Source organism: Enterococcus spodopteracolus (assembly GCF_030441955.1).
GTDB lineage: Bacteria > Bacillota > Bacilli > Lactobacillales > Enterococcaceae > Enterococcus_B > Enterococcus_B spodopteracolus.
The window spans coordinates 1-14,919 of record NZ_JARJHD010000012.1; the positions used below are offsets into that span (position 1 = coordinate 1).

Sequence of the window (14,919 nt, forward strand, 5' to 3'; positions counted from 1 at the left end):
TAACACCAAGTGTGGTGGCGATGGCGAGAAGGATACACCTGTAACCATGCCGAACACAGAAGTTAAGCTTCTTAGCGCCGATTGTAGTGAGGGGTTGCCCCTTGTGAGAGTAGGACGCCGCCACGCTTTGTTATCTTTGGAGGTTTAGCTCAGCTGGGAGAGCATCTGCCTTACAAGCAGAGGGTCAGCGGTTCGATCCCGTTAACCTCCATATGAGCCGTTAGCTCAGTTGGTAGAGCATCTGACTTTTAATCAGAGGGTCACAGGTTCGAGCCCTGTACGGCTCATATTTTTGCGGGTGTGGCGGAATTGGCAGACGCACTAGATTTAGGATCTAGCGCCTTACGGCGTGGGGGTTCAAGTCCCTTCACCCGCATCATATGATTTATTCTATTTTTTTACGCCGGCTTAGCTCAGTTGGTAGAGCATCTGATTTGTAATCAGAGGGTCGAGGGTTCAAGTCCTTTAGCCGGCATCGTAAATACGCGGAAATAGCTCAGTGGTAGAGCACCACCTTGCCAAGGTGGGGGTCGCGGGTTCGAACCCCGTTTTCCGCTTTGCCAATGTACTACGCGCCGGGGTGGCGGAACTGGCAGACGCACAGGACTTAAAATCCTGCGGTGAGTGATCACCGTACCGGTTCGATTCCGGTCCTCGGCATTACAAATATGCGCCCATAGCTCAATTGGATAGAGTGTTTGACTACGGATCAAAAGGTTAGGGGTTCGACTCCTCTTGGGCGCGTAGTCTTTTTATTTTTTCGGGAAGTAGCTCAGCTTGGTAGAGCACTTGGTTTGGGACCAAGGGGTCGCAGGTTCGAATCCTGTCTTCCCGATTTTTTTTTATTTGTTGCAAAGTTATACGTTCTATTGTATGATTATTTTTAATTAATTGAATATGCGCCCATAGCTCAATTGGATAGAGTGTTTGACTACGGATCAAAAGGTTAGGGGTTCGACTCCTCTTGGGCGCGTTGGAATAACTGGGACTTCATTGAATTCCTAGTTTTTTTATTTACATAAAAAAATCGTCGCTTATCGTTATTCTTCGAATCAAATATCTAACAAGCGTTCTCCTTTCATTCTACCTGTAAATTCGCTATAATTAAGGTCAATATTAGTCAAAGGAATGAGTGGGATGGCACAACAAAATACTTCGGATCTAATTGAATCATATATAAAAAAGATCCTGGAAAAAAACGAGATGATCGAGCTTCGAAGGATTGAATTGGCAGATCTATTTAACTGCGTTCCTTCACAAATCAATTATGTGATCAATACACGTTTTACGATTCAACGTGGCTATTTGGTTGAGAGTAAACGTGGTGGTGGTGGGTATATCCGCATTGCTAAAGTGAGGATGTCGGATAAAAAACAAATGCTTGAACGAATCAACTTGCTATTTGGCGAAACAATCAATGAAAAAAATGCCTACGCCATTATTCAGAAACTATATGAAGACCAAATCATTACCAAAAAAGAGGGAAACTTGATGTTGAGTGCGATTGCTAAAAATACATTGAACATCAACGAGACAGAAGATTATACGCGTGCTCGAATCTTACGAGCCTTTTTAGAACGATTAAGCTATGAAGACGGGGAGTGAAATTTAAATGGCAGAAATATTTACAGAAAGAGCACAACGTGTGTTAGAAATTGCCCAAGAAGAAGCAAAACGCTTCAAACATCAAACGGTAAGTTCAGAACATATATTATTGGCTTTAGTGATCGAACCCAACGGGATTGCTGGGAAAGTATTACGAGATATGAAATTGAATGAAAAAGATATTTATGAAGAAATCGAGCATTTAGTCGGTTATGGTACAGTGAAAACTTATGCAAAAGGTGTATTTCTTCCTTATTCTCCTCGAATGAAACAAACTTTTGCTTTGGCAAATAGCGAAGTAAATAAAATGGGTGCAAAAAAAGTGGGGACTGAGCATATTTTACTTAGTCTACTAAAAGATGAGAGTATCATGGCTACTCGTATCATGATCAACTTAGGAATCAGTTTGAGCAAAGTTCGTCAGTCTTTGAAGCGTACGATGGGTACGGACACGAGTACCGGTGGTATTCGCCGTCGAAATCCACAAGAAAAGCGGACAATGACACAAGGTACTCCTACGTTAGATTCATTAGCTAGAGACTTAACTAAGTTAGCAAAAGAAAACAGATTAGATCCAGTCGTAGGGCGTTCAAGAGAAGTCAAACGGTTAATCCAGATACTTAGTCGCCGAACAAAAAACAATCCTGTTTTAGTTGGAGAACCTGGGGTCGGTAAAACTGCGATTGCAGAAGGGTTGGCTCAAAAAATCATTTTAGGTGAAGTACCTGAAGAGATGAAAGCAAAACGGTTGATGATGTTAGACATGGGGGCGTTAGTCGCTGGGACGAAGTATCGTGGAGAATTTGAAGATCGAATGAAAAAAGTCATTGATGAAATTTATCATGATGGTCAAGTTATTCTCTTTATTGATGAATTACACACATTGATTGGTGCTGGTGGTGCAGAAGGTGCCATCGATGCATCGAATATTTTGAAACCAGCGTTAGCACGTGGAGAATTACAGACGATTGGTGCGACAACATTAGATGAATACCAAAAATATATTGAAAAAGACTCGGCATTGGAGCGACGCTTTGCACGTATCCAAGTAGATGAACCAACAGCAGATGAAGCGGAAGAAATCTTACGTGGTTTACGTTCACGCTATGAGGAACATCATCATGTTGAGATTACCGATGAAGCAGTACGAGCGGCAGTCAATCTTTCTGTTCGATATATCACTTCCAGACAGTTACCAGATAAAGCGATCGACTTGATTGATGAATCGGCAGCGAAAGTTCGATTGGAACAAGCGGACGATTTGTCAGAAACGGCGATACTGAAACAAGAAATCGATCAAGTGAATAAAGAAAAAGAACAGGCGATTCAAAAACAAGATTTTGAAACAGCTGCGCATTTACGTAGACAAGAAAAAAGCATAATGAAAAAACTAGAAAAACGTTTAGCGATTGAAGCAAAACATAAAAATGGCTTTGCGGATCGAGTGACTGAAGAAGATGTAGCTACTGTTGTTTCGGAGTGGACAGGTGTACCATTGCAACAGTTAGAAAAGAAAGAAAGTCAACGATTACTTGAATTAGAAGCATTGCTTCACGAACGTGTTGTTGGACAAGATGAAGCAGTCAAAGCTGTTTCTCGTGCGATCAGACGGGCGCGTAGTGGCTTAAAAGATCCAAATCGCCCGATTGGTTCCTTCATGTTTTTAGGTCCAACAGGAGTCGGAAAAACAGAACTTGCGAAAGCATTATCAGAAGTAATGTTTGGTGAAGAGGACGCATTGATTCGTGTCGACATGTCTGAATTTATGGAGAAGTATAGTACGAGTCGTTTGATCGGTTCGCCTCCAGGCTATGTGGGTTATGATGAAGGTGGACAATTGACGGAAAAAATTCGTCAAAAACCTTACTCAGTTATCTTGCTAGATGAAGTGGAAAAAGCTCATCCAGATGTCTTCAATTTATTATTACAAGTGTTAGATGACGGTCATTTAACAGATGCGAAAGGAAGAAAAGTAGACTTTAGAAATACGATCATGATCATGACTTCTAATATTGGTGCTACTCAAATCCGTGAGGAAAAAAATGTTGGATTCAACGTCCAAGATATTACTAAGGATCATCAAGCGATGCAAAAACGGATACTTGAAGAGCTGAAGAAAGCTTTTCGTCCTGAATTCTTGAACCGTATTGATGAGACAGTCGTTTTTCATTCATTAACAAAAGATGAAGTCCATGCGATTGTTCAAATCATGAGCCAATCGGTCGTCAAACGGTTGAAAGAACAAGATATCTTAGTGAAAATCACGCCAGCAGCAGTTGATGTGATTGGGAAAGTCGGTTTTGATCCAGAGTATGGTGCACGACCACTAAGACGGGCATTACAAAAAGAAGTAGAAGATCGTTTGAGCGAAGCTCTGCTTGGAGGAGAAATCCATTTAGGCGATCAAATCACTGTTGGCGCTTCGAAGGGCAAAATCACAGTGAATGTGCGTGAACCTAAGAAAATAACTGCTAAAGTATAATGATAGAGTAAGATTGCAACAGAAATAGCTAGCTCTGATAGACAAGCCAGAAGAGGTCGGGACAGAAGTGTTCAGCCTCGAGAAATAAGGCGCCATCCACGAAATTGTTTTTCAAATTTTTGTGGATGGCGCCTTATTTTCGAAGAGGTTACTTCTGTTCCCGCCGTTTATTCGGTTATAGGTGAGGGAGGTGAACGAATGTCCCACTCCCTTTTTGTTTTTTCTAAAGGGTTATTTCTAAATCAATAGGGACACAATTGATAAGACAGAAATTATTTTACAGTATCGTTACAATCAATAATAAATGTAAGAAGTATTGGAAAGTTTTCAGAGCTGTGCTACTATTATGGAGTTGTAGGAGGAGGAAATGATGATCGAAATCATAACTACTATAGAATCAATGAAACAAGCAGAAGAATTGCTTGAAGCAGGAGTGGATACCTTATATTTTGGGGAAGAACGCTTCGGCCTACGCTTACCAACTTCTTTTACAAGAGAAGAAAAACGCGAATTAGTTGCGCTGGCACATCGGTACGGTAAAAAAGTAAATATAGCTGTCAATGGGATCATTCATCCTGAAAAAATGAAAAAAGTTCCAGAGTATCTGCAATTTTTAAAAGAAATCAATGTGGACATGATCACAGTTGGTGATACTGGGATTATCTATACCATGAGAAAAAATCCAGAGTTGAGTATCCCTTATGTTTTTGATGCAGAAACATTGGTTACGAGTGCACGTCAAATCAATTTTTGGGCAAAAAAAGGGGCGATTTCTGCTGTTTTAGCACGTGAAGTGCCATTTGATGAGATGAAAGAAATGGAAAATAAGTTACAGATTCCTGTGGAAACACTTGTGTATGGAGCTACATGCATCCATCAATCGAAACGTCCACTATTACAGAATTACTATAACTACACGCAACAGGACGAAAAAAAAGATCGTGAAAGAGGACTCTTTCTCGCTGAACCTAAAAAAGAAGATACACATTATTCGATTTATGAAGATTCACATGGTACGCATATTTTTGCGAATAATGATATCAATTTAAGTAATGAACTCCCACAGCTTTATGCCCATCATTTCCGTTCCTGGAAATTAGATGGCGTTTTTACGCCTGGTGAAGCATTTGTTGAGATCACTAAATTATTTGTTGAGGCAAAAAAAGCATTATTAGCAGACACATGGACAGAAACCTTAGCGCAAGAGATGACGAATAAGATCATCGGATTACATCCAACAAATCGAGGACTTGATACAGGTTTCTTTTATATTGATCCTGAATCTATCAAGTAAGGAGTATGGTGAAATAAAATGACAACAAAAAGAAAATTAAAACGTCCGGAAGTTTTAGCACCAGCCGGCACGCTTGAAAAACTAAAAACAGCTATCCATTATGGCGCAGATGCTGTGTATATTGGTGGTAATGCTTATGGGTTACGTAGCCGCGCAGGAAACTTTACCTATGAAGAAATGGCAGAAGGCGTTGCATTCGCAAAAGAGCATCAAGCGAAAGTGTATGTAGCAGCAAATATGGTCACACATGAAGGAAATGACGAAGGAGCTGGTGAATTTTTCCGTAACCTGCGCGATGTGGGGATTTCAGCAGTGATCGTCTCTGATCCAGCACTTATTGAGATCTGTGCCACAGAAGCCCCTGGCTTACCTATCCATCTATCGACTCAAGCTTCTGCTACCAACTATGAAACATTGGAATTCTGGAAAGAAGAAGGCTTGGAACGTGTAGTTTTAGCTCGGGAAGTTTCGATGGAAGAAGTTGCTGAGATACGTCGACATACTGATGTAGAGATTGAAGCCTTTATTCATGGAGCAATGTGTATCTCTTATTCAGGACGTTGTACGTTGTCGAATCATATGTCAATGCGTGATGCCAATCGTGGAGGCTGTTCACAATCTTGTCGTTGGAAATATGAATTGTATGATTTGCCATTTGGACAAGAGAGAAACTCTTTGACAGATGCTGGCGAAATCGAAGAAGAGTTTTCGATGAGTGCAGTAGATATGTCGATGATCGAACATATTCCTGACTTGATTGAAAATGGCGTGGATAGTTTTAAGATCGAAGGTCGAATGAAGTCGATCCATTATGTATCAACTGTCGCAAATGTCTATAAAGCAGCTGTAGATAGTTATATGGAAGATCCTGAAAACTATGTTTGCAAACAAGAATGGATCGATGAATTATGGAAAGTAGCTCAACGAGAACTGGCAACAGGATTTTATTACGATACACCTAGCGAAAATGAACAATTATTTGGTGAACGTCGTAAGATCCCTGTGTATAAATTTGTCGGAGAAGTCTTATCTTATGACGAGGAGACGAAACAAGCGACAATCCGTCAGAGAAACCTCTTTTCTGTAGGGGATGAAATCGAATTTTATGGGCCTGGTTTTACTCACTTCAGTCAAATGGTTGAAGTGATGCACAATGAAGAAGGAGAATCCATTGATCGCGCACCAAATCCTATGATGATTTTGACCATGCCAGTCACACAACCAGTTAAACCTGGAGATATGATTAGAAAAAGAAAATAATTTTTTAAGCAATCAAGCGAAATGAGCATCTCGTCAACAGAATGACTAGAAACGTGCTACACTTATTTTTTGTAAGAGCTGATAAAAAAGTTTATTAAAAAATAAGCGGTAGAATATAGTATCAGCTGCTAAAAGGAGGAACAAGATGAAAATATATGATTATATTGTCATTGGCGGAGGATCTGGAGGCATTGCTTCAGCGAATCGTGCCGGTATGCATGGAGCGAAAGTATTATTGATTGAAGGCAATGAACTAGGTGGCACATGCGTCAATGTCGGATGTGTTCCAAAAAAAGTCATGTGGCAAGCAAGTACGATCTTAGAAACGATCGAACGTGATGCTTCAAGCTATGGTATCCAAGCAGGTGTCAAACATGTTGACTTTAAAGAACTGGTAGAGAAGCGTGAGAAATACATTGATTTCCTTCATGGCGCTTATCAAAGAGGCTTAGATAGTAATAACGTTGAAGCAATCAAAGGATATGCTCGCTTTGTAGATAGTCAAACCGTCGAAGTAAACGGTGAAAGCTATCAAGCGGATCATATTTTGATTGCTACCGGTGGAAAACCAAGCAAGATGACGATTCCTGGCGGTGAATATGCCATTGATTCAAACGGATTTTTTGCATTGACAGAATTACCGAAATCGACGATCGTATTAGGTGCTGGTTACATTGCAGCTGAACTTTCAGGTGTGTTAAATGGCTTGGGAAGTGAAGTGATGTGGGCGTATCGTAAAGAACGTCCATTACGTACGTTTGATAAAATGTTATCTGATAACTTGATTGAGATGTATCAAGAAGCAGGAATCCACACTTATGCAAACTTTACGGCTAGTGAAATAACAAAGAACGGGGATGTCTACACCGTTATCTTTGAAAATGGGGAAACACTAATGGCAGAGTGTGTGTTATTTGCTGGCGGACGTGTACCGAATACAGATGCATTAGGCATCGAAAAAACGAACGTTGAATTAGATGAAAAAGGATTTATCAAAGTGGATAAATTCCAAAATACAACCGATTCACACATTTATGCCATCGGTGATGTAATTGGTAAAATCGACTTGACGCCAGTAGCGATTGCTGCAGGTCGTCGTTTGTCCGAGCGGCTGTTCAATGGAAAAGAAAATTCTTATTTAGACTATGATTTAGTTCCAACAGTCGTCTTTACTCATCCACCGATTGCAACTATCGGATTGACCGAAGAGCAAGCGTTGGCGACATACGGTGAAGGACAATTGAAAATCTATCGTTCACGATTCACGCCAATGTATTTTGCTTTAAACGATTATCGACAAAAATGTGAAATGAAATTGATCTGTGTGGGTGAAGAAGAAAAAATTGTTGGGCTGCATGCCATCGGTGTAGGTGTCGATGAAATGTTACAAGGTTTTGCAGTAGCGATCAAAATGGGAGCAACCAAAGCAGATTTTGACAATACAGTAGCCATCCATCCAACAGGTGCAGAAGAATTTGTTACAATGCGTTAAGTCGTTAGTAAGTTGAGGAAATACCCATATCGAAAAAGCAGACGGAATATCCGTCTGCTTTTTCTGATTTATGCAGATAAAACTATGTATAAAGAACTGTTTCAATGTTATTCCAAAATGAGGTTGTTGGTATTTTAGAAATTTTAATCATTTTAGCTTTCGTTTTAGCTTGGTTCAGTTCGATGTCTGTTAAAACTAAATCATATTGATTGACTGTGTCGTAGTTTACTTGAAAAATGTTATCAGTATATGTATGGATCCTATGAATCACAGGGATTTTTTTGAATAACAGTTGCTTATACAGTGCAAGTGTTCTTTCTTCCTGATAAGAAACAATCAAGATAGACACCTTCTTTTTGTAAGGAAAAACGGTCGTCAGTAAAGCAGGTGACAATGAAATCAATTCTAATAGTAACTCTTCATAGAGTAATTGATTCCGTTTGATCATCATTAATCCAGCATAGTCAATGGCTTGATTATATACTTTTAGTATCTGAGGCGAATGCGTAAATAGGATTTCAGATAAAATCTGTAGATACGTTGTTTTAAAGAATTGTCGGTTTTTATTGTAATTGATTAAATCATTCAATTTCTGAATACCTTCTTGATTCAAAGAGAAGTCTTGGGATAAGGAACGATAAAAGTGTTCCGAAAATTGTCGAATCCGTTGATATTCCCCCGGACTATTAGGTGCTGGCTGAACACAAGGGAAATAGATTTTTTTTTCTAATAGATTTGAGACAGTTGTGGTTGTCACATTGAAACCGTATTCTTTTTCAATGATTGAACAAAACACAGTATTATTTTTTATTATTTCAAAAAAAGAAGGATCGATGATTGGCTTTTCTTGATTTGGTGGTAACAAATGACCTTGTCCAATCCGAATGATTGCTGTGTAAAGATAAAAACTATTTATAATCACTTTATATGTACTAATTGTTTGATGTGTTGCTTGCTTTTTATAGTAACGTTGTAACACATCGAAGATATGATAAAAATGGGGCAATTGTTGTGGTGTATATTGCTCACGAAACATACTACAGAAGAATTGCCTGATGTAACTTTCATCCCCAATAATTTTGAGTTTTGAGGAGATATGTATGGATAATGGCGCATTGATCTCGCTGAAATAAGTATTGATGTTTGTAATGATCCGGCGAATACTTGTTTCACTTAAATATAATTTATTTGCTAATTTAGATAACGTTGGCTCTACTTCAAAAATCGTCTGTAGTATTTGTACATTTGTTGATTGATTGAGTATTTGCTTGATTAAATCTTCCAAATTGATCTCTGGTGGTAATAGTAAAGAAGCTACTTGATATTTATCGGTGTTGATGCGTACTGGTGAATATGTATGGTTAAAAAACACAATATCGGACAATAAAGTTTTTTTTGTTACTCCAAGTTGTTCTGCTAAAGTCGAACAGTCAATGGCAGCCATGCCTAAGAGTAAAGCTAGTTTAATCTGCCTTTCAGAAGTCTTTTCAAGCATATTTGTTCGTTTTATCATACTTTTCAGATCTTCTAAAAATAGAAAACCTGTTTTTTCACACCCTTTATTAATTTTATAAACATTATTTTATCATATTTTTCTAATTATTCGAGTTTTTCTTTTTGTTATATTCAATGGTTATTTTAAAGTAAGATTACCTTTTTTATTTAATAGACATTATTAAATAAAAAAAAGCATAAGATAACCTAAATAACTAGAAGTGGTCATTTGATCCACATGAAAGTAAAGTTTTCTGATACATGTTTTTTATTTCTATGAGTTAAATTTTTTTATCGAACAAAAAAAATTAAGAATAACATGTATCTATGGACTAAATGGTCTATTTCACTTACAAATCTTTAACTATAACATCCGAGCAATGTGATTATTGAACATGTTTTTTATAAAACAGAAAAACTAATATTAAGAAATTATCGAAAAAGCTGTACGATACAGTATAGGTTTTTAAAATGAAAGGAGCTTGTTGATTATGGGTGTACTTGAGAAACAATTAGAGAGACAAATTTCATTGCTTTATTTGCTAAATATTGAGCCATCGAATATTATTAACCTAGCCAAAGAATTGAGTATTACAGATAAGACGATTGCGGCAGATATCGATAGTTTTAATACGGCTTGTTTTCCAGCTCGTATTGAAACCAATCAGTACAAAGAGGTATCGCTTTCGATACCAAAGAAATTGAACTTGGATGATATATTTGTCAGGATACTTAATAATTCAACAAATGTGAAAATTTTGAAGTACATATTCATTACAGAACCTTCTCTATCTGAGATTGCGACGAAATTATTTTTAAGTAAAACGAGTATCCGCAGGATCGTTGTCAAAATGAATACATATTTCTTGAAAGAAAAAATCAATGTCCAAATTAAATTAGAGAACAAATTAACGATCACTGGAAATGAAATCGAGATTCGACGTTTATTTGCTAGTATGTTCAAGGAAATTTATAAAGTAAAAGAATTTCCTTACTTCGATACGATTTATCAGATGCTCAGACGTTGTTTGAAGGTACAAAAAAGAACAATTAGTACACCAAAAGTGATTTATTCGGTGTATTATATTTATTCTTCGATTATTCGAATTGGTAATAAACATCTTATTCCTGAGAAAGAATTGATCGACAACGAGCAGATCGTAGGTACCATCTTGGAGATCATCCAAAGTGATACAGTTTTTTGTACGTTGATGAGTCAAAAATATAAATTCAATGTCACACAAAAAAATGTTTCCAATATTCTCACTTCCTATTTTGGCCTAATGTTTACAGAGATCCAACATCGTGATCAGAGATTAGAGCAGAATATTGAAAGGTTTCTTCAAAGTTTTTACAGTCTATTAGCAATTGATATGCCGATCAACACTACGGAAATCGAATATTTTTTTGATTTTATCAATTTTTATAAAGAATTAGCCATCTTCAAAGTAAGCTATGCCGATATATTTTATAAAAAAATGATGGAGAACAATCCTAAGATCTGGCAAGCCTATCAAAAATCTTTGCAAATTGCGCAATTAAATTTTGTCGAGCAAAGCGAACTATTACATAAAGAATTATTACTCGAATTAATCATTTCTTCAAATGATTTGTTACGAATGATTGAACCCAAAATACAAGAGAAGTCGATTTTATTATTAAGTTCTCAAGAAGTTGGCTTATCTCTTTTATATAAAAATTTGATTCTACATAAGCATCCATTTTTAAAAAATATTGATATCTATGAAAAGGACGTTTTTTCTATTGATTATCAATTAATCAATCAATACGATTTGATTTTGACTGATCTATCCTTAAATTTTGATCGGATCACCTCCGAAATTTTGAAAATCTCTAAAGTTCCTACTTCTATTTTTTGGAATAATTTTGAGCAGTGTCTCTATTCTTCTTAATAGAAAATCGTTATGTTGGACGTTTTTTTCATCTTTTTATCAATTTTGAAAAAATAGATAGTAGAGGCAGTCGAAACTCAGGTACGCTTAAAGCATCTGCTAGTTCGAGTTGGTTAGGGTAGGGATATTATAAAGAAAGTGAGCTGGGGAATTAAATGAATAAGTTAGCGATTTTTTTACTGGTTGGGGTATATAGTTGTGCATTCAAGGCGTTATTTTTAACTTTTAAAATACTTTGGGTAGTCACCAAAGCAATTGGGAAGTTCATTGGAAAGATGTTAAAAAAAGGATGGGAAAAAAGGACACAAAAAAAAGCGTTTGTACGTTCGCGTGGAGTAGCTTCACAACAGAGGGAAAACAACTTAGATCGTATGTCAATCCGCTCAAACATATCGCAAGATAGTCGATTGAATACGCGAGTATCACAAGCCCGGCAACAAACGAATCAGCTGCGCACCTATTCTGGCCAATCTCTAACGACAGGACACTCGAGATAATGCAAAGGAAAATGAGAGAGGAGTGAGTGATGGATGTCTATAGAAGATGTATCTAAAGAAAAGATGCTTAGAGAAGACAAGCTTAAAGAAAATAATAAAAGTAATATCAATGAATCATTTCTGTCTATATTTTCATATAAAAATGAAGCGATTATCAACAAAATCATTGGATCTCCAATTGATGAAAAAATCAGAAATGAAAGCAAAGACATAAATTTTGATACGACGCATAATGAGTTGATTCGTGATAAGAAAGAAAATATTACCAAAGAGCTTAAAATCCTTGATTTCCAATCAGAAATTATTCGTCTAGAACGGGACATAGCGACCATCAATGGGATTGGAGTCATCAGCTCTTCTAAGCAACAGGCTATCGACGATATGTATACCGAAAAACACGCGGGATTAACAAAAGTTCAATCAACCCTGGAAGGTCATCAAAAAGAATTAGACAAATATGGAAGTGCTCAAAGTGTTTTAAAAGCAAATACAAAAGACCAGCAAGTTGATTCAGCAATCGTTCTCGCATTGATCAAAAAAGACGAATTTAAAAAAGAATTGACCGCCCATAGAGTAGGACTAGTAGCGAAAGAAAATGAGGTCAATAAGTTAAGGGCTGAGATTGGAAAAATAAAGAAAAGTAAAAAGACAGTCCTTGAACAAAAGGTTCAATTAGCTGAAGAGAAGGTTAAAAAAATTGAGATCGTCCAAAAAGAATTAAAGGATAAGATAGAGAAGGTTGCGGTAGACACAGATCAACCAGAACCTTTGCGACGTTCTCATTCTTTTTCTGAATTTACGGCAAATAAAAATGATTCAGACGAAGTGTTAGTGTCAAAACTTCAAGCAATTAGTGCAATAAAAGAAGGATTTCAAAATGAAATTGCTGAAACAAAAGGGCTGATTGACTATACAGATAAGGTTGAAATAGAAGTCGTTCGTTCGGTAGAAGTGAAAGCAGAGCAAGCAAAGGAAGCTGTTGTCCTAAGTAAGGCTGATCGTGAGGCGACTATTACTACATCTAAGATTGAACGCGAACCAAATCTAGTGGTTGCGGAAGAACCAAAAAAAGATGAAGTAGATCGCTCTACTGTTGAAAAAAATCCACCTCCGATCGAGGTCAATGTGATCATGAACGAGGTTCCCCAAAAAAAGAAGCTACAGAAACCAATCGTAGAAGAACCAATAAAAGAATCAGTTATACGTGAAAATCTTGAGAGCAAAAAAGCAGATCTTATCAAAGCATATGTTGAAAATCTTCAAGCAAAAGTTGAGTTGCTTGAAGCTAAAAACAAGAATGCTGATGTTTTATTGAAGCGGATCAAACAGAGAAACACGACCGAAGACGTGCCATTTGCAAAGGAACTTAAGGCGGTTTTAGCGGATCCTGAAAAATTAAAAAAAATGACCAAAGATTTATCTGCTGAAAGTATCAAACAGATGGATAAAGATATCAAAGGATTACAGGAAGAAACTCGAGGAATAAAAGAACAAACGAAAAAGTTGAGTGAATTAAATCACTCAAAATTAAAACAATCATTTTTCAGAAACTCCCGAAAAATTCGTGCAGCTAGGTGGTTGCTTAATCTATGGCCGATTGCTATGTTACCGTTTGCTGTATCATGGGTTGGATCTATTTTACCATCTACAGCAATGGCTATTTTTGGGCAACAGTTTGTGAACGCTGCAGTTGGTTTTGTCACTGCCAGTTTTTTTGGTTCAAAAGCAATTATTTATGCGAAAAAGAAAATTCCTCAGCTATTTAATAAGTTAGTACAGAAATTTCCAAGAGTATTTGGGCCAATGGCTCGTGGATTGGCGAAAGTACGTGAAAAATTGCCGTTTGGGAAACAAAAGCAGCCAGCGGAACAAATGAAAGAAGCAATTCCAGTAAATGAAAAATTGGCAGAAGGAATAGAGAAATCTGAAGTAACAAAAGAAGGGTTAACTTCTAAGGATCTCAAAGGAAAAGACAAACTTGTAGGAATAGAAGTACCAACCAAAGAAGGTGCAAGTACAGCTGAAATAGAAGAAAAACAATCAAAATCGAAACGTGCATGGGAAACAATTCGCCATGCACCAAAACGGATGTTTGATTATGTCATGAAAAATAAATTATCTTTATTTATCATGTTGGCTGTACCACTGGCTCTAGGAATAGGTGGAATGTTTGCTCTATCTGCGTTAGTACCAATGCTAACAACTTCTATGGCTGCGCCATTCTTGATGCAGTTAGGCGTCGTGGCTTTGATTGGTGTCAGTATTGGAATTGGGATCCAATTATTAGACAAATTTGTTTTCAAACGACTTGAAAGCCGTGTAGCCAAAAGAGAGGATCTGGCATTTGAAAAAAAAGTGAATGAAAAAATTTTAGAATGCCAAGAGCTCGGAAAGTGCCAATCTTTAGATTCAAAAGAATTTAGGGAGAAAGTCTCTGCCATTGCAAGTCTTGAAGAGAAAACGAAAGCACCTGAGCAAGTCCTGACCAATGAGCAACAAAAAACGACAGAAAGACCTGAACGAACCTCTGAGACGGCGAAAGAATCGAAAGTCATTGAGATGAAATCAAGGGATAGTACAATACTTCAGCCAAATACATCGCAAACGAAGGTAGAACCAACACCAGCTGGCTTGAAAGAACCAGTCGCATTGACAAATAGAGAACATCCGTCAATCGAACGTCGTGCAAGCTTTTCCGGTACGAGTCCAGATATCGGACGACAAGCAAGCTTTGAGTCATTAAGAAGAAATTCGTTGCAATTATCAAATGAGCGAAATAACCGAGCGCGTAGTCAGCAAGCCCAGGCTCAAATTCAAAATAATAAGAAAACTAAAACGACACAATTATAAAAAATAACTTTGACTGAAAGGAAATAAAAAAA

Annotated in this window: 8 protein-coding genes, 9 tRNA genes and 1 rRNA gene; 17 read left to right on the forward strand and 1 reads right to left on the reverse strand. The window is 37.3% G+C overall.

Translation table 11 applies throughout. From position 1 onward, the window contains the following. The first annotated feature begins 10 nt into the window (after positions 1-10). From rrf to gor, 15 genes are all read left to right on the forward strand, one after another. Positions 11-126: ribosomal RNA gene (rrf, locus tag P3R27_RS11570) — 5S ribosomal RNA — on the forward strand. 12 nt (positions 127-138) lie between these two features. Continuing rightward, positions 139-211, forward strand: a tRNA-Val gene (locus tag P3R27_RS11575). A gap of 3 nt (positions 212-214) precedes the next feature. Continuing rightward, positions 215-287 (forward strand) — tRNA-Lys (locus P3R27_RS11580). A gap of 7 nt (positions 288-294) precedes the next feature. Continuing rightward, positions 295-376, forward strand: a tRNA-Leu gene (locus P3R27_RS11585). Positions 377-402: 26 nt separating this feature from the next. After that, positions 403-475: transfer RNA gene (locus tag P3R27_RS11590), tRNA-Thr, on the forward strand. Positions 476-485: 10 nt separating this feature from the next. Next, positions 486-557 (forward strand) — tRNA-Gly (locus tag P3R27_RS11595). 17 nt (positions 558-574) lie between these two features. Continuing rightward, positions 575-660, forward strand: a tRNA-Leu gene (locus tag P3R27_RS11600). A gap of 10 nt (positions 661-670) precedes the next feature. Beyond that, positions 671-744, forward strand: a tRNA-Arg gene (locus P3R27_RS11605). A 17-nt stretch (positions 745-761) separates the two neighbouring features. Next, positions 762-835: transfer RNA gene (locus P3R27_RS11610), tRNA-Pro, on the forward strand. A 64-nt stretch (positions 836-899) separates the two neighbouring features. After that, positions 900-973: transfer RNA gene (locus P3R27_RS11615), tRNA-Arg, on the forward strand. A 164-nt stretch (positions 974-1,137) separates the two neighbouring features. Further along, entirely contained in the window at positions 1,138-1,605 is a 468-nt protein-coding gene (locus P3R27_RS11620) for a CtsR family transcriptional regulator (protein ID WP_010733901.1), read from the forward strand. Positions 1,606-1,612: 7 nt separating this feature from the next. Next, the gene (locus P3R27_RS11625) at positions 1,613-4,087 is read left to right on the forward strand and encodes an ATP-dependent Clp protease ATP-binding subunit (RefSeq protein WP_034689529.1); all 2,475 of its coding nucleotides are present in this window, start codon (positions 1,613-1,615) and stop codon (positions 4,085-4,087) included. 370 nt (positions 4,088-4,457) lie between these two features. Beyond that, the gene (locus P3R27_RS11630; protein ID WP_301356743.1) at positions 4,458-5,381 is read left to right on the forward strand and encodes a peptidase U32 family protein; all 924 of its coding nucleotides are present in this window, start codon (positions 4,458-4,460) and stop codon (positions 5,379-5,381) included. Between the two features lie 18 nt (positions 5,382-5,399). Next, a complete protein-coding gene (locus P3R27_RS11635) occupies positions 5,400-6,641 on the forward strand; it encodes a peptidase U32 family protein (protein ID WP_019723386.1) in 1,242 nt (413 codons plus the stop codon). Between the two features lie 145 nt (positions 6,642-6,786). Next, positions 6,787-8,133 carry a glutathione-disulfide reductase gene (gene gor, locus P3R27_RS11640; protein ID WP_034689525.1) on the forward strand — a complete coding sequence of 449 codons (1,347 nt, stop codon included), beginning with the start codon at positions 6,787-6,789 and terminating at the stop codon, positions 8,131-8,133. Between the two features lie 82 nt (positions 8,134-8,215). On the opposite strand, the gene P3R27_RS11645 is transcribed toward gor, so the two are convergent. After that, positions 8,216-9,646: an AcpB/EbpR/MafR family transcriptional regulator gene (locus tag P3R27_RS11645; protein ID WP_301356744.1), complete on the reverse strand. Its 1,431-nt coding sequence runs from the start codon at positions 9,644-9,646 to the stop codon at positions 8,216-8,218. Positions 9,647-10,118: 472 nt separating this feature from the next. On the opposite strand from P3R27_RS11645, the gene P3R27_RS11650 reads away from it, so the two are divergent. Together P3R27_RS11650 and P3R27_RS11655 are read left to right on the forward strand one after the other, a co-directional pair. Next, positions 10,119-11,540, forward strand: a complete 1,422-nt coding sequence (locus P3R27_RS11650; RefSeq protein WP_301356745.1) for an AcpB/EbpR/MafR family transcriptional regulator — start codon at positions 10,119-10,121, stop codon at positions 11,538-11,540. 530 nt (positions 11,541-12,070) lie between these two features. Next, positions 12,071-14,887 carry a hypothetical protein gene (locus P3R27_RS11655; protein WP_126134417.1) on the forward strand — a complete coding sequence of 939 codons (2,817 nt, stop codon included), beginning with the start codon at positions 12,071-12,073 and terminating at the stop codon, positions 14,885-14,887. Positions 14,888-14,919 lie beyond the last annotated feature (32 nt).

Coding starts and splice junctions, on each gene's coding strand:
- P3R27_RS11620 (WP_010733901.1), top strand. CDS start 1,138: ATGGCACAACAAAATACTTCGGATCTAATTGAATCATATATAAAAAAG.
- P3R27_RS11625 (WP_034689529.1), top strand. CDS start 1,613: ATGGCAGAAATATTTACAGAAAGAGCACAACGTGTGTTAGAAATTGCC.
- P3R27_RS11630 (WP_301356743.1), top strand. CDS start 4,458: ATGATCGAAATCATAACTACTATAGAATCAATGAAACAAGCAGAAGAA.
- P3R27_RS11635 (WP_019723386.1), top strand. CDS start 5,400: ATGACAACAAAAAGAAAATTAAAACGTCCGGAAGTTTTAGCACCAGCC.
- gor (WP_034689525.1), top strand. CDS start 6,787: ATGAAAATATATGATTATATTGTCATTGGCGGAGGATCTGGAGGCATT.
- P3R27_RS11645 (WP_301356744.1), bottom strand. CDS start 9,646: ATGATAAAACGAACAAATATGCTTGAAAAGACTTCTGAAAGGCAGATT.
- P3R27_RS11650 (WP_301356745.1), top strand. CDS start 10,119: ATGGGTGTACTTGAGAAACAATTAGAGAGACAAATTTCATTGCTTTAT.
- P3R27_RS11655 (WP_126134417.1), top strand. CDS start 12,071: ATGTCTATAGAAGATGTATCTAAAGAAAAGATGCTTAGAGAAGACAAG.